Source organism: Pseudolysinimonas kribbensis, assembly GCF_030161895.1.
GTDB lineage: Bacteria > Actinomycetota > Actinomycetes > Actinomycetales > Microbacteriaceae > Pseudolysinimonas > Pseudolysinimonas kribbensis.
On record NZ_BSVB01000001.1, the window covers coordinates 1,486,097 to 1,503,930 of the forward strand.

Here is a 17,834-nt window from a genome sequence, read left to right on the forward strand (position 1 = left end):
CCCGCGAAGGAGCCGACGATGACCCCGACCCACCCGCTCTCCCCGCTCTCGGCCGCCGAGATCGACCGCGCGCGGGAGGTGCTCGCCGCCGCCGGCTACGTCTCCGACGCGACGCGGTTCGGGTACGTCATGCTGCGCGAGCCCGACAAGGCCGACGTGCTCGCCGGCACCGCGGAGCTGCCGCGCGAGGTCGGCGCGCTGCTGCTCGACGTCGAGACCGGCGCCGTCGTCGAGACGATCACCGACGTGACGAGCGGCACCGTCGTGCGGGCGCGTCCGCTCGGGACGCACGAGGGCACGGCGCCCGTGCTCGACGAGGAGATCGAGCTGCTCGATGAGATCGTCAAGGCCGACGCCGACTTCGTCGCGGCGCTGGCCAGGCGCGGCGTGACCGACCTGAGCAAGGTGCGCACGCTGCCGCTGACCGCGGGCGTCTTCGGGTACGACGACGAGGTGGGCAAGCGGATGTTCCGCGTGCTCGCGCTGTACATGGAGGACGAGCGCGACATCCCGTGGGCGCACCCGATCGACGGCGTCGTGGCGCACGTCGACGTCATCTCGAAGCGCTGCCTGCGGGTCATCGAGACGGCGTTCGAGCACATCCCGCAGGAGTCGGGCGACTACCTCGATCCGGCGCTCACCGGACCGATGCGCACCGACCTCAAGCCCATCTCGATCACCCAGCCCGAGGGCGTGAGCTTCACCCTCGAGGACGACGTGCTCAGCTGGCAGAACTGGCGCGTGCGCGTCGGGTTCAACGGGCGCGAGGGCCTGACGCTGCACCAGGTGAGCTTCACCGACCGCGGCGATGAGCGGTCGGTGCTGTACCGCGCCTCCATCTCGGAGATGGTCGTCAACTACGCCGACCCGAGCCCCACCCACGGCTGGAACAACTACTTCGACGCGGGCGAGTACCAGTTCGGCCGCCTCGCCAACTCGCTCGAGCTCGGCTGCGACTGCCTCGGCGAGATCACCTATCTCGACGCCGTGATCGCCGACGACTTCGGCACGCCGCAGACCATCCGCAACGCGATCTGCATCCACGAGGAGGACTACGGCATCCTCTGGAAGCACACCGACGAGTTCACCCTCACCTCGGCCACCCGGCGGCAGCGCCGGCTCGTCGTCTCGTTCTTCACCACGGTCGGCAACTACGACTACGGCTTCTACTTCTATTTCTACCTCGACGGCACGTTCGAGGTGGAGGCCAAGGCCACCGGCATCGTCTTCGTCGGGGCGCACGACGGCGGCGACTACCCGTACGCGACGGAGCTCGCGCCCGGGCTCGGCGCACCCGTGCACCAGCACCTGTTCTGCGCGCGGTTGGACATGACGGTGGACGGCATCCGGAACGCGGTCGACGAGGTCGACATCACGCGCGTCGAGCTCGGCGACGACAACCCGTGGGGCGCGGCCATCGCTCGCACGGCCACCCGCCTGCGCACCGAGACCGAGGGGTGCGGGATGCCGACGGCACCGTGGGCCGGGTGTGGCGCGTCAGCAGCGCCGAGCGCACCAATCGTCTCGGGCATCCCACCTCGTACGTGCTGTACCCGGAGGGCAAGGCGCCGCTCGCGAACCACGCCGAGTCGTTCTCGCGCAAGCGCGCCGGCTTCGCGGGCCACCACCTCTGGGTCACCCGCTACGAGCGCGACGAGCTGTGGGCCGCGGGCTACGCCGTCAACATGCACCCGGGCGGCGCGGGCCTGCCCGCGTACATCGCCGGGGACCGCGACATCGACGGGCAGGACGTCGTGCTCTGGCACACGTTCGGGCTCACGCACTTCCCGCGCACCGAGGACTGGCCGATCATGCCGGTGGACTACACCGGGTTCGTGATGAAGCCCGAGGGGTTCTTCGACCGCAACCCGACGCTCGACGTGCCGGCGCTCGGCCGCGGCGGCCACGCGTGCGCGTGCGAGGGCGGCGCCTGCCACTGCTGAGCCGTCAGCGGCCGCCGGCCCAGGCGCGCAGGCGGCGGCGCGCCTGCTCGGTGGCGGCCCACGGCCGCAGGCACAGCTCCACGGCGGCACGGTGGTCCTCGCTCTCGCGATCGCCCGCGTCGGCGACCGCGATGACCTGCTCGCCCGCGTAGACCGAGTCGAGCAGGCGCACCAGGCTCCGGATCGGCGTGGCCGCCGCGAGCTCGCCGTCGTCGACCGCCTCCCGCAGCGCCGTCGTCGTCAGCGCCTCGAACTCCGGCACGCGTCCCAGCCGGAGCCCCGGACTCGCGAGCGGCTCGGCCGTGCCCCAGAACGCGACGACGACCTGCGCCTCGGCGCGCGTCGTGGCATCCAGCGGCAGCACCTCCTCGGCGATGCCGAGCAGCGCCTCGAGCCCGCGCTGGCCGGCGGTGCGCCCGGCGATCCGCTCGATCGTGCGCAGTACGCCGCGGCGGGCGGCCGCCTCGGCGATCTGCTCGACGCTGGCGAAGTAGTGCCAGAGCGTGCCGGGGGTGAGGCCGAGCTCCGCCGCCACCGTGCGCCCGGTCGTGCCGGTCGCACCCGCGCGGCCGAGCACCGCGAGGTAGGCGTCGACGATCTCGCGCCGGCGCGCCTCGTGGTCGACGATCTTCGGCACACCGTCATTCTCGCGTGCCGGCGTCGGCCGAGCGCGGGTGGCGCCTTCCGAAATGCAGGAGATGAGACGTCACCACGCCGGACGGATGCCGTGTCCGCGGCGATGCACCGCCCACCACTCCTGCATTTCGGGTCGAAATGGGCACCGGGGTCAGAGCCGCTCGCCGTCGAGGTACGTCGCGACGACGTTGGCGAGGTCGAGACCCTCGCCGCTCGAGATGTCGCGGTCGAGGATCACGACATCGGCCGCGAAGCCGGGCGCCAGTGTGCCGGTCTCGTTCTCGAGCCGGCCGACCCAAGCCGCGGCGCCGGTGTAGGCGTCGAGGCCGGCGCCGACCGCGATGGCCTCCCCGGCAGCATCGGCTCGGTGAGCGAGGTGGGCGTGGCGTGCGGATCGGTCGAGGGGCGAGCCGGGTCGCGCCGGTGTGGATCGCCCACAGCGGGTTCGGGTCGGAGACCGGCCAGTCGCTCCCGCCGGCCAGCCGCGCCCCGTGAGCCAGGAGCGACCCGAACGGGAAGTGCGAGCGGGCCGCACCGGCACGGATCCCCGGCAGCTTGCGCTCGACGACCTCGGCATCCAGGCGCGCCCACAGCATCTGCACGTTGGCCGTCACGTCGAGCGCGGCGAAGCGCGGCAGGTCGCCGGGGGCGACGATGTCGACGTGCGCGATCTGGTGCCGTCCGCCGGTCGGGCCGTTGACCTCGCGCGCGTGCTGCACGGCGTCGAGGCACTCGCGCACCGCCCGGTCGCCCACGGCGTGCAGGTGCACGTCGAACCCGCGCGCGTCGAGGGCCGCCACGAGCTCGTTCAGCCGCGCGGGCTCGATGAACGATTCGCCGCGGTTGCCGGGGTCGTCGCGGTACGGCTCGAGCATCGCCGCGGTGCGGTTCTCGATCACGCCGTCCTGCATGACCTTGACGATGCGTGCGCGGAGGCGCCGCGTGCCGCGCACCCGCTCGCGGCGCTCCTCGAACCCGGCGATCTGCTCGAGGCCCCGTTCGCGGTCCCACCACTGGCACAGCGCCACCCGCGTGCGCAGCTCGCCGCTCGCGTCGAGCGCCAGGTAGGCGTCGAACGAGTCGGGCCCGAGCTCGCTCGGCCCGACCGCCGCGTCGTGCCAGCTCGTGATGCCCACGGCGTGCAGGCGCTCCTGCGCCGCCCGGATGCCGTCCTCCACCAGTCCCGCCCGCGCCGTCGGCCGGATGCCCGCGATCGCCGCCTGCGCCGCGTCGAGCAGCAGTCCGGTCAGCCTCCCGCGCTCGTCGCGCACGAAGCGCCCGCCCGCCGGGTCCGGGACGTCGTCGGCCACGCCCGCCGCGGCGAGCGCCGCGGAGTTGACCCACACCCCGTGCGCGTCGTGGCTCGTCAGGATCGCCGGACGGTCGGGCACGAGCTCGTCGAGCATCCACCGTGTCGGCGTGCCGCCGGGGTAGACGTCGCCGTACCAGCCCGACCCCTCGATCACCTCGAGCTCGGGATGCGCGGCCGCGTATGCGCGGATCAGCCGGTGGTACGCGTCCGCGTCGTGCACGGGGGTCAGGTCGATCCCGAGCAGCGCGATCCCTCCGAGCACAGGGTGGGTGTGGGTGTCGTGGAAGCCGGGCAGCACCGAGGCTCCCCGGGCATCCACGATCTCTGTCGCGTCGTCGCACAGCTGCGCGATCGCGCCGTCGACCCCGCGCGCCGCGATCCGGCCGTCGCGCACGAACAGGCTCCCGCTCTCCCAGCGCCCGGCGCCGAGGTAGAGGCGGGCGTTGCGGATGCAGGTGCCGGTCATCGCGCGGCGAACACGTCGATCGCGGTCCAGGTGAGCGCGGTCGCCGCGTCGGTCAGCGCCTGCTCGGCGACCGGGCCGACGCACGCCGCGGCGAACTCGGGCTGGTGGTTGGAGGCGGTCGTCGGCCCCACCCCGACGTAGGGATGGATCGCCGGGACCAATTGCGACACGTTGCCCATGTCGGTGGACGCACGGCGCATCGGCACGTCGTCGTCGGGCCCGGCGAACTCGCGGCCGAGCGCGGTCGCGTTCGCGACGTACGCGGCGAGCGCCGCGGCGTCGGTGCGGAACTCCGAGTACGGCCTGCTCTCCGGCGTGATCGACAACGTGGTGCCGGTCGCCAATGCGCCCGCCTCGAAGCACCTCCGCACCCGCTCGTCGAGCACCTCCAGCTCGGCGAGCGTGGTCGCCCGCACGTACCAGCGGCCCTCCGTGCGGTCCGGGATGGCGTTGGGCGCCTGCCCGCCGACCGTCTGGATCCCGTGCACCCGCGTTCCGCTCGGCAGCTGCTGCCGCAGCAGCCCGATCGCCACCTGCGCGATGACGAACGCGTCGTTCGCGTTGACGCCGCGATCGGGGTAGGCGCCCGCGTGGGCGGCGACGCCGTCGTAGGCGATGTGCGAGTGCGAGACGGCGAACGGCTCGGCTTCGGCGACATCGCGCGGCGCGGGATGCGCCATCATCGCGAGATCGAGGCCGGCGAACGCGCCGCGCTCGAGCATCTCGATCTTGCCCCCGCCGCCCTCCTCGGCCGGCGTGCCGTACACCTCGACGGTGAGGTCGAGCTCGTCGGCGACCTCTGCGAGCGCGAGTGCGGCGCCGACGCCGATCGCCGCGATGAGGTTGTGCCCGCAAGCGTGGCCGAGGCCGGGCAGGGCGTCGTACTCGGCGACGAGGCCGACCCGGCGCGATCCCATGCCGCGCACGGCATGCACCGCGGTGGGCAGCCCGTAGGCGCCGGTCTCGACGTCGAAGCCGGCGGCGGTCAGCTCCTCGGCGACCCAGCCCGCCGCGCTGTGCTCGTTCCAGCCGAGCTCGGGGTTCGCGTGGATGCGGTCGGCGAGCGCGACGAGCCGGTCGCGATCGCGCGCCACGGCATCCTGAACCGCCGCCTTCAGCGCGGCGACCTCAGCGGTCGTCACCCGGCACCCCGTACCCCGGCGACCGGGCCGGGTCCTCGGCCCGCAGGATGTAGTCGTCGCGCTGCGGCAGCCACTGCTCGACGAGCTCGCGCATCGCGGCGAGCGGGTCGTCGCTCCAGTCCACCCGCAGGTCGGTGGTGCGCCAGCCGTGCCCGCTCACGACGGTGATCGCGGCGCTGTGCACGGGCCCGGCCTCGCCGCCTGCCGCCATGGCGGCCTCGAACGCCGCGAGCAGCCGCGCCTCGACGGGGCCGGTCGCGTCGTTCCATGCCTGCACCAGCACGCGGGGCACCTCGGCGCTCGCGAGCAGGTTGCCCGCCGCCGCGGCGCCCGGCGCCTCGTGCTCGCCGACGGTGCCGAGCGCGTTCGGTCCGGAGTGGATGGCCGTGTGCCCCTCGGCGTCGACGGCGACCAGCTGCCGGAACGGCGCGGTCGCATCGGTCGCGACCACGCGATCCATCGCCTCGGGCGCGGGGGTGCCGCCTTCGAGCAGGTCGAGCAGCCGCGCGCCGAGCCGCGGGTCGGTGATGTTCTGCGAGTGCACCGCGCCGGCGCCGTCGCGCAGGTGCACGCAGCGGGCCCCACCGCGGGCGACGACGAGCAGATGAGCGACCCGAACGCGCCGCCGTCGCGCACCGCGAGGAGAACGTCACGACAGCACCGCGGTGGCGTCGATCTCGACCAGCCACTCCGGGCGAGCCAGCGCCGACACGACGATGCCTGTCGAGACCGGGTAGACGCCCTTCAGCCAGCGTCCCATCGTCCGGTACACGACCTCGCGGTAGCGGATGTCGACGAGGTAGACGGTGACCTTGACGATGTGCTCGAGGGTGCCGCCGGCCTCCTCGACGAGCATCTTGATGTTCGCCATCGCCTTCTCGGCCTGCGCCTCGACGTCGCCGATGCCGATCGACTCGCGCGTGTCGAGGTCCTGGCCGATCTGGCCGCGGATGTAGACGACCCCGTTCGCGACGACCGCCTGGCAGAGGTCGTTGTCGAGGTTCTGCTCGGGGTAGGTGTCCCTGGTGTTGAACGGGCGGATCCGGGTGTGGATCATCGGGATGCTCCTCCTGCCGCGACCGCGGCGTGACCGTCGTACGCGGCATAGCCGCGCTGGATCTGGATGGCGTCGGCCAGGTACTGCGCATCGTGCCAGACGCCCCAGATGAAGCTCGACCCGCGGCGCGACTGCCAGGGAAGGCCGAGGAAGTAGACACCCGGCTCGGACGAGACACCGCGCTGGTGCTGCGGCCGCCCGCGCTCGTCGAAGGCGTCGACCTGCAGCCACCCGTAGTCGCCGGTGTAGCCCGTGGCCCAGACGATCGACGCGACGCCCGCGGCGGCCAGGTCGAGCTCGGCGAGCGGATGCACGACCGACTCGGGGTCGGGTCCGAGCAGCTTCGCCTCCGGCTCCTCCGGCAGGTCGGCGCCGTTGCGCTGCACCCACGCGTCGGCCTCCTCGAGCAGGCCGAGGTGGTTGGCGTCGCCGCGGTGGATGTTGTCGGCCAGGTCGGGCGCGAAGGTCACGACCCCGTCGTGGTAGGCCTGCGTGCGCCCGACGAGGGTGATGCCCTCGTCGGCGAGGTCACGGAAGTCGACGGTGCGCCCGCCGTCGGCGCCGCTCACCGCGATCGTGACGTGCTCGGCGCCCTGCGGGGGCGTGGATCGCTCCCAGAGCCCGAGCACCCCGAGCCACCAGACGAAGTCGCGACCGCGGTAGCGCCGAGGCGGCCGGTCGTGCGGGCCGACCGAGAGGTAGACCTGGCGACCGGAGCGCTGGATCTCGGCCGCGATCTGCACGCCCGACGACCCGGCACCGACCACGAGCACGGCCCCCGGCGGCAGCTGGGCGGGGTTGTGATAGGCGCTCGAGTGCAGCTGCACGAGTCCGGCGTCGGCCGGGACGAGAGGCGGGATGACGGGCTTCTGGAACGCCCCCGTCGCGGCGACGACGTAGCGCGCGTCGTACTCGCCACCGCTCGTCCGTACCCGGAATCCGGGACGCCCGTCGTGACGGCGCACCGACAGCACCTCGACCCCCGTGCGCACCGGCGCCCCGATCTGCTCGGCGTAGGCGGCGAAGTAGTCGGCGACCTGGTCCTTGCCCGGGAACGCGTCGTCGTCGAGGTCGAAGGCCCGCCCCGGGAAGCGGTCGTGCCAGGCCGGCCCGTTGGCGACGAGGGAGTCCCACCGTTCGGTGCGCCAGCGCTCGGCGATGCGGTGCCGCTCCAGCACGACGTGGTCGATGCCGCGGGCGGTGAGGTGCTCGCTCATCGCGATGCCGGCCTGCCCGGCTCCGACGACCAGCACCTCGACGTTCTCGGCCATGAGCGCGTCCTTTCCCCTGTCCCGGCAAGTCTCGGACGGCCCCCGGGATCGAGCAAATAGTGCGGTGTGACCATCTGCATCTATTCGGGTGATGCCGACGTATCTGCGACGAGATCAGCCGCCAGCAGATCGAGGTGGAGCGCTGCGGGCGCAGCCGGCGAGTCTCACGCCCGAGGAGGCCGGCTCACTGCCTGGCTCCTCGTCGTTGCGGTCCTCGGCATTGCCGCCCTCACGCTCACGCCACAGGGGTTCCCAAACGCGTCGATCACCTGCAGCTGGGAGCAAGCAAGCATTCATGCTTGCAAGTATTAATGGTGTCCGCTAATGAGAGGACTTGTCGTGTTCTGTCGGCGCGGAGTAAACAGAGCCCACATGGTTCAACGTTGAAACTAAGGGGATCGAACATGCAGGGGAAAACGCGGGCAATGGTCGCGCTGATCACGACCTCCGCGCTCATCGCAACGGGCACGATCGTTGGAGGGTCCACAGCGGCGGCGGCGCCGCGTCAAGCCAAGGTCGACGTCGGTCCGACTGGAACCGACGTGGTGCAGCGAGCGATTCCGTTCGACCATCCGACTTCGCTCGGCAGTGCCGCGAAGATCGCGAGCAGCATGCGGAATGCAATCGCTGTCACGTTTGAGGCGGGCGGCATTCAGGGGCAGTGGGCGACAACCGGCTCCATCAGCGTCAAGGACTTCCTGGCTCGCGAGGCGAGCGTCTACGGGGCGGTGCCTCGAGCCACGAGCATCGTCGTGACAGACACCGCGGAGAACTTGGCCAAGGACGAGAACGCGCAGGCACCCATCGCCACGGGCAAGCCGGCCTTCGTGGGTCAGGACGCCACCAAGGTGCCCGCCCATTCTGTGGCCGAGCTCCAGTCGAACGAGACCTCCATCAAGAGCAAGAGCAAGAGCAAGAGCAGCCTCGCTTCGCCCAATATCAACAACCCGAGCGCTCTCAACTGGGCTCCCGAGGATGCCTTCATCAACGTCACCCAGGATGGCTCGCTGATCGACTTCAACGAGACCTATCAGTGGTACGGCGCGGTCAACAACGGGAACGATCCGCGGTACACGTACTCCGACTTCGGCCTGGAGTTCGGACTCGACGCCTACACGAACAACGTCAACTACCAGGGCGGCACCCGCGACTTCTGCAACTCGGGCTTTAAGGATCAGCCCTTCGCCAAGGACTACGGCTGGTCGTACACCGTTCAGACGGTGGTACCTGGGGAGAGGACGTGGAGTCGGCGCCGGCCGGTGTGAAGCCGTATGCCGACTACAACGACCTGGGCGACTCTTGCAACCGGAACTCGATCGCGATCGGGCTGGAGTATCCGCAGCAGATTCCGATCGCGGACTACGGCTGGTCTGCACTCATCGTGGATGTGCTCGCACCGCGCGGAGTCGACTCGTCTGGCCTGATGGGCGGGAGCGTGCAGGCGGTGGACAACCGCTTCTGCATCGGGAATCCGAGCCTGGCTCTCACTGACTGCATGGGAGTGGATCAGGAGTCGTACCCCAGCGGCAACGGCAACCGTCTGACTCTCAACACGTCGCACGGTTGGAACGGGCCGAATACGTGCTGGTACAGCGCCGACACCGGCACCACGGCGCCACAGCTCGAAGAGTGCTAGCGGCGCCGCGCCCGTCTGAGGGCCGTCAAGAGCAAGGCGGCGAGCACGAGTAGGGCGCCGGCGATAGATATCACGGTCGGGAGGGCACCATGAGTGAAAAGGTGCTCTCCCGACTGGTCGGTGCCCGGTGTCGACCAGCTGCATTCAACGCCGAGGGGGTCAGCGAGTATCCGCCGGACACTGTGCTGCCGTCTGGAATCGCGATCCCCGATGTCGGATTCTGCAAAGCGTGGACGCACTGACTCATCGGCGATCCGATGCCGTCGACGGTGAGGCCCCAGACCAGCCCGCAGACGAGCAGCAGGATCCCGAGAGCGAATCCCCCAACCAACAGCCCTCGCATCGTCCCTCCCCGGTCGACCTTAGACCGATCGGGGCCGTGCGGCCCCTCGCGGCGCCGCTCATCGCGTCGCCCCGCGGGTGAGGGTGTCCACGACACAGCACCACGTCGTCGTCGGGAACGGGCACGGCTTGGGTGCTGGCGAGCGTCCGCCCCTGGGTGATGTAGCGCGCGATCGCTTCGAGCCGCGCCGTGATCTTGCGCGTCGCGTCGGCGGCCGACGTCGTGGGAACCGTCATCGTGATCGCTTCGACCTCGCCCATCACTGGCAGCTCTCGCACTGGAGGTCGTCCATCGGGTCGACCCGCACGTCATAGCCGCCTACATGCTCGAAAACGTCCCCGGGATTCATCATCTGCTCCATTCGTCGCACCAACCGTTTTCCTTGGCCTTCCGGCATGGGGATCGATTGAGAGCGGGAGCGATGGAGTGCCGGGACCGTGGAATACCGGAGGGAGCGCAGCGAGCGAGGACATGCCGCGGAAGCCCGGAACGAAGGCGCGGAGCGAACTACGATCGCGCAGCGGGAAAGGTCAAGGACCCCTCGTTGACACGTACGTGTCAACGCCTCTAGGTCAGCGGAGTATCCAGCTCACGAACGCCGTCAGGTCGTCCGTCAGGCGAGCGCGGTCGACGCAGTAACGGACGCTGCGACCCTTGCGGTGGGCGGCGTCGACGTCGGCGGTGACGTAACCGAGTTCTTCCAGCTCATCGAGCGCGGCGCGCGCGGCGCCGGGACTGATGCTGAGCGCCGCAACGACGGCCGAGCGCGGCGACTGAGGGTGATCCAGGAGGTACCCCGTCGCGGATCACCGCGGCCGACGTCCTGATCCCGGACGCGATCACGCACCCACTCCCGGGCTCGTGGACCGGGTGGCGGCTCCAGGGACGCGACGTCGACGGCGAGCAGTACGTGATCGACGTGCGGCCGCTGTCGGACGGCTCGTGGGCCGTCGTCGGGCTCTACGCCTGACGTGACCCACAATCGCCGCTACGAGGCGATCTACGACGAGATCGGCCGGCGGCAGATCGAGGAGATGGCGCTGCGGCCGCAGCCGCTCAGCCTCACGCCCGAGGAGGCCGGCTTGGCCGAGCATCTGCTGTTCCGGCCGGCTGAGCCGATCCGGGTCCGGGCGTGGGTGCGGTACCCCGAGCTGGTGGTCTACGTCCTCGCTGACGCGTCCGGCTGGAACGACCGCAGCGTGGAGCTGCGCTGGCGCGCCCCGGACGGCAGCGGCCGCGAGGCCCTGGTGTGCGCGAGCGCCGTCCGTCGGCTCGGCCCGGTGCCGCGGGAGGCTCGCGATCGCGACCTGGCGCCCTGGTACGGCCACCGGGCGAGCGACGCCGACCCGCAGCCCCCGGGGCCTCGCTAGGAGTCGACGGCGTGGCGGTGAACGCAGACCCGCAAGACGGGCTCGACGCGGCCACCCGAGCGCGCTCCGGCTATGCCGGGGCGTGGCATCCGATCCTCGCCGCGGTCGAGCAGGGACCCGGCGAATGGGGGATGACCGCGCAGTACGAGCGCCCCTACGCGATCGTGCGGCTCCTGCGCGTCGGCGGGGAGCTGGGCTACCGCACCGTCACATACGCCGAGCGCAGCGAGGACCGCGAGCTGATCGGCTACTTCCGCACGCTCCGCGCCGCAACCTACTGGGCGCACCGGCACTGGCTCCGCACCCTTGCGAAGCCGGGTGGCATCAACGGAGCATAACTGAGTAACGCTCTCTAGCATCGTTTCCGTGCCCAGCTTCGGCCGCCATCTCTATGCTCGGCTCATGAGTTGGCCTCGGAACCTCTACACCGGCCCGGGTGGCGGGCTCTACACGGGTGCCGGCGGCGGCATGTCTACGTCGCGAGGCGGCGGAGCCTCCACACTCCGCGACGGGGGCCTGTCGACCCTCCGGGGCGGCGGCCTGTCCACCTTGCGAGACGGTGGCCTCTCCACGCTTCGAGAGGGCGGCTTGTCGACGCTTCGAGGAGGAGGCCTATCCACCCTGCGGGGTGGCGGGCTGTCCACCTTGCGGGGTGGCGGGCTGTCAACGCTGCGCGCCGGCGGCCTTTGGAACGGTCCGGACGACGAGCCCTACATGAGCAACGTCCCGCCGTGGCCCATCTACGTGCAGGAACTCCGCAAGCGCGGGTTGGACTATTACGCGGACCTCATTTCAGAGGCCCGCGGACTCCGGTAAGTCAGCCCACGGAGCCAACGAGTTCGGACTCGCCGAGCACGCCCACCCTGAACGGGTCGCCCCCGACTGCCGATCGGGAGATTCCCCTTGTGCCGAAAACGATCGTTTTCGGCACGAGTGCCGACGCTTGCGTCGACTACCGGGACACGCCGAGCGCGCCGTGCCGAAACTCTGTACCGAAATCGAACCGTGCCGCCGCATCCGGCACGAGGAATCCCGACCGGGAGCCGGCACTGCACGGGCGATGACCCGCGCGCTCGCCGAGAGGGCTCAGGCCGGCAGCGCCTCCGCAACCACCTCACTCGCGACCTCGGCGACGGCGCGCGCCCGCGCGGTCGTGCGGATCGAGCGCATCGAGGCGAGCACGATCGGCAGCGCCGGAACGTCGTCGGCGATCCGCAGCGCGACGACGCGCTCCCCGTCGTAGCTGAGGTCGTGCCGCGGGCGCTGGTTGAGGATCGAGAATCCGTGCCCGTGCGCGACGAACGCCCGCACGGTCTCGTAGTTCATGGTCCGGTGCCGGATCTCGGGCTGCAGCCCGACCGACGCCAGGATGCCGAGGAAGTAGTCGCGGCTGTGCGGCAGGTCGAGCAGGATCATCGGTTCGCGCGAGAGCTCCCGCAGGTGCACGCGCTTCTTCGCGCTGAGGGGATGCTCGGCCGCGATGAGCACGTGCGGCGGCGCCTCGGCGAGCACGGTGCGCCGGATGTCGTTGCCGAGCGCGAAGTCGTAGCCGATCAGCAGCTCCACCCGGCCGCTGCGCAGCGCCTCGCGGGCCTCGTCGGCATCCACCTCGTCGACCTCGATGTCGAGGTAGGGGTGCGCGGCCCGCACCCGCGCGACGATCGCCGGCAGCACGAACGGCGCGAGCGTCACGAAGCAGCCGATCCGGATCGTGCCGCGCACCTGGTTGTCGATGCCGCGCGCCGTGTCGAGCGCCTCATCGAGGTTGAGAAGGAGCGCCCGGGCGTCGCCGAGGAACTGCTGGCCGGCGGCGGTGAGCGCGAGACCCTTCGAGCGCTGCCGCACGAACAGCTGGGCGCCCATCTGCTTCTCGAGCTGCGAGATCGCCGACGACACCGCCGACTGCGCGACGAACAGCTGCTCCGCCGCGGCCGTCATCGAGAGCGTGTTGGCCGCCTCGATGAAGTAACGCAGCTGGGCGAGCGTGACGTCCGGCTTACGCGCCATGACTCCTCCATCCGCCGGTGTGTTTCGGCATCATCCCAAGTGATGCAGTGATTCGCCCAACCTTATTTGTCTGATGCCGCTGACAGGACGACGCTATAGGGCATCCGGACGGCACCGGCGCCGTCTCCCGCGTTGAGGAGCGCACATGAGCACCGAGACCCGAACGGCGGCGCCCGTCGCCGAAGTCCGCACCATCGATTACATCCCCGAGAACGAGCGCCACGGCAAGTCGCGCAACCTGTTCACGATCTGGTTCGGCAGCAACATCATGATGCTGACGATCGCGACGGGCGTTCTCTCCACCGTCGTGTACGGACTGCCGATCTGGGCGGCGATCCTCGCCATGGCGATCGGCAACGTCCTCGGCGGCATCGTCATGGCGCTGCATGCCGCGCAGGGTCCGCAGATGGGCATCCCGCAGATGCTGCAGACCCGGGCGCAGTTCGGCGTGTGGGGAAGCCTGCTGGTCGTCGTGATCGTCGTGGTCATGTACGTCGCGTTCTTCGCCTCGAACGCGGTGCTCGGCGGGCAGGCCCTCGACGGCCTCCTGCACCTCGGCACCTTCTGGTCGACCGTCATCATCGGCCTCATCAGCGTCGTCGGCGTCGTGTTCGGCTACCGCCTCATCCACGCGTTCGGCACCGGCATGAGCATCGTCGCCGGCCTCGTACTCGTCGCGTGCTTCGTCTACGTCATCGTCGCGCACACGGTCCCCGCCGCCGCCTTCTCGAGCGGTACGCTCACGGCGGCCGGATTCATGGGCACGGTCTCGCTCGCCGCGCTGTGGCAGATCGCGTACGCGCCGTACGTGTCGGACTACACGCGCTACATGCCGAAGGACACCGGCGTGCGCCCGGCCTTCTGGGCGACCTTCGCCGGATGCGTGCTCGGCTCGCTCATCACCATGGCGTTCGGTGCGCTGCTGGGCGCCGCGTTCCCGAAGATCGAGAACACGTCGACGGCGCTGCAGCATCTGGTGCCGGGGATCAGCTGGCTCGCCCTCCTCGCGTTCGGGGTCGGCATCGCGATCACCAACGCGATGAACCTGTACTGCGGCAGCCTCGCCATCATCACCATCGGCCAGACGCTCGTGCCCAAGTGGATCCCCCGAGCGTGGACGCGCAGCATCATCGCCGTGATCCTGTTCGTCATCGCGCTGTTGATCGGGTTCGCCGCCTCGGCCGACTTCCTGACGAACCTGACCTCGCTGCTGCTGCTGCTGCTCATCGTCCTGATCCCGTGGACCGCCGTGAACCTCGTCGACTACTACGTCGTGCGGCACGGCAACTACGACATCACGTCGCTGTTCCGGCCGGACGGCGGCATCTACGGGCGCATCAACCGCAACGCGGTGATCTGCTACTTCGTCGGCATCGTCGTCCAGCTGCCGTTCGTCAACACGCCCTTCTTCGAGGGGCCGGTGGCGAAGGCGCTCGGCGGCGTCGACATCTCGTGGATCGTCGGCCTCGTCATCGTCTGCCCGCTGTACTACGTGCTCATGCGGACCTCGCGCCGGCAGCTCGTGCCGACGCACGAGATGGCGGCCGGCGACATCACCTCCGTGGGAGCCGAGTGACGACGGCTCCTCCCCGCCCTCGACCGCGGCCACTGGGCGGCGATCGCCGAGGGCCTCACCCCTCGGGCCGACGCCTTCATCGACGGCCGGTTCACCCCGGCCGTCGATGGGGCGCGACGGGCCGACCTCGATCCCGCGACGGGCGCGACGCTCGCCATGGTCGCCGACGGCGGCGAGGCGGATGCCGACCTCGCCGTCGCGGCGGCCCGCCGGGCGTTCGACGACGGCCGGTGGTCGCGGCGCTCCGCCCGCGAGCGGCAGGAGGTGCTGCTGCGGCTGGCGCAGCTGATCCTCGACAACGCCGCCGAGCTCGCCGTGCTCGAGACCCTGGACGCCGGCAAGCTCATCGCCGACACGTCGGCCTTCGACATCCCGGGCTCCGCGGCGATCCTGAAGTGGTACGCGGAGATCATCGACAAGATCCCCGGCGAGATCCCGCCGACCGGCGAGGGCGACCTCGCCCTGGTGACCCGCGAGCCGCTCGGCGTCGTCGGCGCGATCGTGCCGTGGAACTACCCGCTCGAGACGGCGATCTGGAAGCTCGCGCCGGCCCTCGTGACCGGCAACTCGGTCGTGCTCAAGCCGGCCGAGGACTCACCGCTCACCGCGCTCCGCCTCGCCGAGCTCGCGATTCAGGCCGGCCTGCCCGACGGCGTGCTCAACGTCGTGCCGGGCCCCGGGCCGGTGGTCGGCCGGGCGCTGGGCCGGCATCCCGACGTCGATGCGATCACCTTCACGGGCTCGACCGCGGTCGGCCGGCTGTTCATGACCTACGCGGGCGAGTCGACGCTCAAGCCGGTGTGGCTGGAGTGCGGCGGCAAGAGCGCGAACGTCGTGTTCGCCGACGCCGCCGACCTCGACCGCGTCGCCGACGGCGTCATCGCCGGCATCTTCACCAACCAGGGGCAGGTGTGCTCCGCGAACTCGCGCCTGCTGGTGCAGCGCGCCGTCCAGGACGCGCTGCTCGAGCGGGTGCTCGACCGCGTCCGCGGCATTCGGCCGGGTGATCCGCTCGACCCGGCGACCGCGATGGGCCCGCTCGTCAGCGTGAAGCAGGCCGAGCGGGTGCGCGGCTTCATCGAGACCGGACGCGGCGAGGGCACGCTGCTCGCCGGCGGCTCCGAGGTGGCCGGCTCGCCCACGGCGGCCTACGTGCCGCCGACCGTGTTCGGCGACGTGGCCCCGGATGCCGTGATCGCCCAGGAGGAGATCTTCGGCCCGGTGCTCGCCGTCACGCCCTTCGACACCGAGGAGGAGGCGATCCGGATCGCCAACGGCTCCCGCTACGGTCTCGCCGCCTCGCTCTGGTCGGACAGCCTCGCGCGCGTGCACCGGGTGGCGCCGCGTCTGCGCGCCGGCACGGTCTCGGTCAACCGGGTCGACGCGATCGACGTCGCCGTGCCGTTCGGCGGGTTCGGGCAGTCGGGCTTCGGGCGCGACCTGTCGGCGCACGCGCTCGACCAGTACACCGGCCTGAAGACCACGTGGATCGATTACCGATGACCACCGGCGCCTCCGACCCGGAGCGGGTCGACCTCGAGGTCGACTACCTCGTGATCGGGGGCGGCACCGCGGGCGGAGTGGTGGCCGCCCGCCTCACCGAGGATCCCGGCGTGAGCGTCGGGGTCCTCGAGTGGGGTCCGGACGACCGCGGCGAGGACCGCGCGCGGTACCTGCGGCGCTGGGCCGAGATGGTCGAGAGCGAGTACGACCTCGACTACCGCAGCGTGCCGCAGACGCGAGGCAACTCCGGCATCCGGCAGACCCGCGCCCGGCTGCTCGGCGGCTGCTCGACCACCAACACGATGATCTCCTGGCGCCCGCTGCGCGCCGACCTCGACGAGTGGGCGGAGCTCGGTGCCGCGGGGTGGGACGCCGACACGTTCCAGCCGTACTTCGACCGGCTCGCCATCCCGATCCATCCGGTGGCCACGGCCGACCGCAACCCGGTGCTCGCCGACATCGTGCAGGCCGCGTCGACGGCGCTCGGGCTGCCGGTGCAGGAGCGCTGGAACGACGGGCGCACCGACGTCGACGCGCACGGCACCGGATTCTTCGAGCTCGGCTACGACCCCGCGACCAACGTGCGCGGCTCGACGTCGATCTGGTACCTGCATCCGATCCTCGATGCGCGGGAGAACCTGACGCTCGTGACCGGCGCCCGGGTGACCCGGTTGCTGCTGGAGGGCGGCCGCGCGATCGGTGCCGAGTACCGGGATGCCGAGGGCGTCGTGCATGTGGCGCGCGCCCGGCGGGAGATCGTCGTGGCCGCGGGGGCGATCGACACGCCCCGGCTGCTGCTGCTGTCGGGGATCGGGCCGCGCGCCGTACTCGAGGCGGCGGGGGTGCCGGTCGCGGTCGAGCTTCCCGGCGTCGGCGAGAACCTGCAGGACCACGCCGAGGGCCTGGTCGTGTGGGAGACCGTCGAGGATCCGCCGGACATCAGCGCGAGCGGCTGGGACGCGGGCGCCATGCTGCAGGTCGATGCCGGCCGCCCCGAGCGACCCGACGTCATGATGCACTTCCCCGTCGAGGCGTGGGTGGAGCACCCGAAGAACCACGGCATCGTCTTCCCGGAGCACATCGTCGCGATCGCCCCGAACGTCGCGAAGCCGTCGAGCCGCGGCCGGGTCTGGATCGCCTCCCCGATCCGGATGCCGCCCCCTCATCGACTACCGCTATTTCACCGACCCGGAGGGCCACGACGAGCGGATGCTGCTCGCCGGCGTGCGCGCCGCGCGGGCGATCGGCGAGGCCGAGCCGTTCCGCAGCCGCATCGTGCGCGAGGTGTTCCCCGGCGCCGACGTGCAGTCCGATGAGGAGCTGAGCGCGGTCGAGCGCGCGATCCACCAGACCGTGTACCACGTGAGCGGCACCTGCCGGATCGGCGCGGACGACGACGAGCTCGCCGTCGTCGATCGCCGGCTCCGGGTGCGCGGCGTCGAAGGTCTGCGGATCGCCGACGCCTCCGTCTTCCCGACCGTGCCCTCGGTGAACCCGGTCATCACGGTGCTCATGGTCGGCGAGCGCGCCGCCGACCTCATCCGCGCCGACGCCGCCGGGCGGGCCGAGTAG

The 17,834-nt window shown here is 71.1% G+C and carries 15 protein-coding genes and 2 pseudogenes; 9 read left to right on the forward strand and 8 right to left on the reverse strand.

The genetic code is table 11. The features are described from left to right. Window positions 1-18: 18 nt before the first annotated feature. Window positions 19-1,943: pseudogene (locus tag QQK35_RS08305) on the forward strand (primary-amine oxidase). Window positions 1,944-1,947: 4 nt separating this feature from the next. Here QQK35_RS08305 and QQK35_RS08315 read toward each other — a convergent pair. The 7 genes and pseudogenes from QQK35_RS08315 to QQK35_RS08340 form a co-directional block, all read right to left on the reverse strand. Further along, window positions 1,948-2,580: a TetR/AcrR family transcriptional regulator gene (locus QQK35_RS08315; RefSeq protein ID WP_284253761.1), complete on the reverse strand. Its 633-nt coding sequence runs from the start codon at window positions 2,578-2,580 to the stop codon at window positions 1,948-1,950. A 150-nt stretch (window positions 2,581-2,730) separates the two neighbouring features. Beyond that, complete coding sequence (locus QQK35_RS20375) at window positions 2,731-3,120, reverse strand: amidohydrolase family protein (protein WP_431311840.1); 390 nt, start codon at window positions 3,118-3,120, stop codon at window positions 2,731-2,733. Further along, window positions 3,002-4,357 (reverse strand): annotated as a pseudogene (locus QQK35_RS08320) (amidohydrolase); the annotation flags it as partial. The pseudogene QQK35_RS08320 and the gene QQK35_RS20375, both read right to left, overlap by 119 nt. Continuing rightward, complete coding sequence (locus QQK35_RS08325) at window positions 4,354-5,499, reverse strand: M20 family metallopeptidase (protein ID WP_344200078.1); 1,146 nt, start codon at window positions 5,497-5,499, stop codon at window positions 4,354-4,356. The gene QQK35_RS08325 and the pseudogene QQK35_RS08320, both read right to left, overlap by 4 nt. Next, window positions 5,486-6,070: a DUF1028 domain-containing protein gene (locus tag QQK35_RS08330; protein ID WP_284253763.1), complete on the reverse strand. Its 585-nt coding sequence runs from the start codon at window positions 6,068-6,070 to the stop codon at window positions 5,486-5,488. Before QQK35_RS08330 ends, QQK35_RS08325 begins: the two co-directional genes overlap by 14 nt. Before the next feature lie 78 nt (window positions 6,071-6,148). Next, window positions 6,149-6,556 (reverse strand): RidA family protein, encoded by a 408-nt coding sequence (locus tag QQK35_RS08335; RefSeq protein ID WP_284253764.1) that lies wholly within the window; start codon window positions 6,554-6,556, stop codon window positions 6,149-6,151. After that, window positions 6,553-7,827, reverse strand: a complete 1,275-nt coding sequence (locus QQK35_RS08340; RefSeq protein WP_284253765.1) for a flavin-containing monooxygenase — start codon at window positions 7,825-7,827, stop codon at window positions 6,553-6,555. The genes QQK35_RS08335 and QQK35_RS08340 overlap by 4 nt, the downstream gene beginning before the upstream one ends. 425 nt (window positions 7,828-8,252) lie before the next feature. Between QQK35_RS08340 and QQK35_RS08345 the strand changes: the two genes are divergently transcribed. From QQK35_RS08345 to QQK35_RS08360, 4 genes are all read left to right on the forward strand, one after another. Next, window positions 8,253-9,092: a hypothetical protein gene (locus tag QQK35_RS08345; RefSeq protein WP_284253766.1), complete on the forward strand. Its 840-nt coding sequence runs from the start codon at window positions 8,253-8,255 to the stop codon at window positions 9,090-9,092. Beyond that, window positions 9,068-9,463, forward strand: coding sequence for a hypothetical protein (locus tag QQK35_RS08350; protein WP_284253767.1), 396 nt, complete (start codon window positions 9,068-9,070; stop codon window positions 9,461-9,463). The genes QQK35_RS08345 and QQK35_RS08350 overlap by 25 nt, the downstream gene beginning before the upstream one ends. 1,314 nt (window positions 9,464-10,777) lie before the next feature. Then, window positions 10,778-11,176 carry a hypothetical protein gene (locus QQK35_RS08355; RefSeq protein ID WP_284253768.1) on the forward strand — a complete coding sequence of 133 codons (399 nt, stop codon included), beginning with the start codon at window positions 10,778-10,780 and terminating at the stop codon, window positions 11,174-11,176. An 11-nt stretch (window positions 11,177-11,187) separates the two neighbouring features. Beyond that, window positions 11,188-11,514 (forward strand): hypothetical protein, encoded by a 327-nt coding sequence (locus QQK35_RS08360; RefSeq protein WP_284253769.1) that lies wholly within the window; start codon window positions 11,188-11,190, stop codon window positions 11,512-11,514. Window positions 11,515-12,262: 748 nt separating this feature from the next. Here QQK35_RS08360 and QQK35_RS08365 read toward each other — a convergent pair. Then, window positions 12,263-13,183 carry a LysR substrate-binding domain-containing protein gene (locus tag QQK35_RS08365; protein WP_284253770.1) on the reverse strand — a complete coding sequence of 307 codons (921 nt, stop codon included), beginning with the start codon at window positions 13,181-13,183 and terminating at the stop codon, window positions 12,263-12,265. A 145-nt stretch (window positions 13,184-13,328) separates the two neighbouring features. Between QQK35_RS08365 and QQK35_RS08370 the strand changes: the two genes are divergently transcribed. The 4 genes from QQK35_RS08370 (at window position 13,329) to QQK35_RS08385 (ending at window position 17,834) form a co-directional block, all read left to right on the forward strand. Then, the gene (locus QQK35_RS08370; RefSeq protein ID WP_284253771.1) at window positions 13,329-14,759 is read left to right on the forward strand and encodes a purine-cytosine permease family protein; all 1,431 of its coding nucleotides are present in this window, start codon (window positions 13,329-13,331) and stop codon (window positions 14,757-14,759) included. 78 nt (window positions 14,760-14,837) lie between these two features. Continuing rightward, window positions 14,838-16,262, forward strand: a complete 1,425-nt coding sequence (locus tag QQK35_RS08375; RefSeq protein WP_284255650.1) for an aldehyde dehydrogenase family protein — start codon at window positions 14,838-14,840, stop codon at window positions 16,260-16,262. Continuing rightward, window positions 16,259-17,578, forward strand: coding sequence for a GMC family oxidoreductase (locus QQK35_RS08380; protein WP_284253772.1), 1,320 nt, complete (start codon window positions 16,259-16,261; stop codon window positions 17,576-17,578). The genes QQK35_RS08375 and QQK35_RS08380 overlap by 4 nt, the downstream gene beginning before the upstream one ends. After that, window positions 17,472-17,834 carry a GMC oxidoreductase gene (locus QQK35_RS08385; RefSeq protein ID WP_284253773.1) on the forward strand — a complete coding sequence of 121 codons (363 nt, stop codon included), beginning with the start codon at window positions 17,472-17,474 and terminating at the stop codon, window positions 17,832-17,834. The genes QQK35_RS08380 and QQK35_RS08385 overlap by 107 nt, the downstream gene beginning before the upstream one ends.

What these genes read in the sequence shown, in the direction of transcription:
- QQK35_RS08335 (WP_284253764.1), bottom strand. Translation starts at nt 6,556, where the DNA reads ATGATCCACACCCGGATCCGCCCGTTCAACACCAGGGACACCTACCCC.
- QQK35_RS08340 (WP_284253765.1), bottom strand. Translation starts at nt 7,827, where the DNA reads ATGGCCGAGAACGTCGAGGTGCTGGTCGTCGGAGCCGGGCAGGCCGGC.
- QQK35_RS08345 (WP_284253766.1), top strand. Translation starts at nt 8,253, where the DNA reads ATGGTCGCGCTGATCACGACCTCCGCGCTCATCGCAACGGGCACGATC.
- QQK35_RS08365 (WP_284253770.1), bottom strand. Translation starts at nt 13,183, where the DNA reads ATGGCGCGTAAGCCGGACGTCACGCTCGCCCAGCTGCGTTACTTCATC.
- QQK35_RS08370 (WP_284253771.1), top strand. Translation starts at nt 13,329, where the DNA reads ATGAGCACCGAGACCCGAACGGCGGCGCCCGTCGCCGAAGTCCGCACC.
- QQK35_RS08380 (WP_284253772.1), top strand. Translation starts at nt 16,259, where the DNA reads ATGACCACCGGCGCCTCCGACCCGGAGCGGGTCGACCTCGAGGTCGAC.
- QQK35_RS08385 (WP_284253773.1), top strand. Translation starts at nt 17,472, where the DNA reads ATGCTGCTCGCCGGCGTGCGCGCCGCGCGGGCGATCGGCGAGGCCGAG.